The sequence below is a fragment of the Yaniella sp. genome (assembly GCF_030453185.1).
Taxonomy (GTDB): domain Bacteria; phylum Actinomycetota; class Actinomycetes; order Actinomycetales; family Micrococcaceae; genus Yaniella.
In genome coordinates, this window is sequence record NZ_JAKDKW010000155.1 from 1 (window position 1) to 1,544 (window position 1,544).

Sequence of the window (1,544 nt, forward strand, 5' to 3'; positions counted from 1 at the left end):
CTCAAGTGCCAGGTACCGTCCGGTCGTAGAGTTCTGGTCTTGGCCTAGCTCCGCGGGGGTAGTCGCTGCTATGACCTGTCCACCGGATTCGCCAGCGCCTGGACCCATATCGATGACATGATCTGCCGTAGCGATCACGGATTGGTCGTGTTCGACCACGATGACGGTGTGTCCGTGGTCTACCAGTCGGTGTAGTTGAGCATTGAGCAAGGCCACGTCTGCAGGGTGCAACCCCGACGATGGCTCATCGAGTAGATACAGAGTGTGTTTGGTGGTGATGCGTTGCAGCTCGGTGGCTAATTTGATGCGCTGAGCCTCACCGCCTGATAGCTCTGTTGCACGTTGCCCCAGCGTGATGTAGCCCAAGCCGATCGCGTCGAGCGCTTCAAGTGCACGCAGGATCGTGGCCTCTTCGGCGAATACGTGCTTTGCTTCATGGACCGAGAGACCGAGAATATCGGCCACTGTGTGCCCATTCCAAGTAACCTCCAAGATTTCAGACTTGAAGCGTTGTCCATGGCACGTCGGACAGGTGGCATAAGAACCGGGTAAGAAGATCAGCTCAACTTCAATCTGTCCCAGCCCGGAACATTCAGGACAACGTCCATCGGTCACGTTGAAGGAAAAACGGCCGATACCCCAGCCACGCTGCTTGGCTTCATCGGTGGCCGCGAAAATCCTTCGGACCCGATCAAACAGCCCGGTGTAGGTCGCCACCACCGAGCGGGGAGTGCGGCCAATTGGGCGCTGAGTAATATGGACGAGACGCTGAATGTGTTCCAAGCCGGTCACGGCGCGCACCTTCACGTCGTCGGCATCGGCTGCATCGTCATTCGTCGGTTCATCGCTCACGGTGGTGGAAACACTGTTACCCACAATGGTGCCCAGAACATGGGTTACCAGCGTAGATTTTCCCGAGCCAGAGACACCGGAGACCGCCGTTAACTGGCCCAAGGGGAAGTCGACATCAAGGTCTTCGATGGTACGCGCGTTCACACCTTCGAGCTGGAGCGTTCCGGTAGCCTCACGACTTGGGGTGTCTTTGAGCTGCAACGGAGGAGCATTGACGAATCGGGCGGTAATCGATTCTTCGACGTCTGCTAGACCGTAGATGGGGCCGGAATAGATAACCCGCCCACCACTGATACCCGCTTTCGGGCCAACATCAATGATCCAGTCTGCTTTGGCGACCAGCGACATATCGTGCTCCACGAGCAGTACCGAGTTTCCTTCTGCAATGAACCGCTCAAACAGTTTGGACAGCATATGCTTTTCTGCGGGGTGCAGACCTGCGGAGGGTTCATCGAGTACGTAGGCCACTCCGAAGAGTCCTTCGCGCACCTGGGAAGCAAGCCGCAGTCGCTGAAGCTCTCCGGTAGATAATGTATTGGCGGCCCGGTCCATGGAGAGGTGGCCCAGTCCCAGACCATTGACCGCGTCCAACACTGATAACGCCGCGGGTAAAAGGATGCGTTCTGCTCCCAGTACGGGGCCATCATCGCGTGCGTCTGACTCAGCAAGCGCTCGATGCCGGTTCTGCAGCA

1 protein-coding gene is annotated in these 1,544 nt (G+C 57.6%); it reads right to left on the bottom strand.

Annotation, left to right across the window (positions count from 1 at the left end):
• A partial coding sequence (locus tag L0H14_RS12475; protein ID WP_301421998.1) for an ATP-binding cassette domain-containing protein occupies positions 1–1,544 on the bottom strand: 1,544 nt, incomplete at both ends.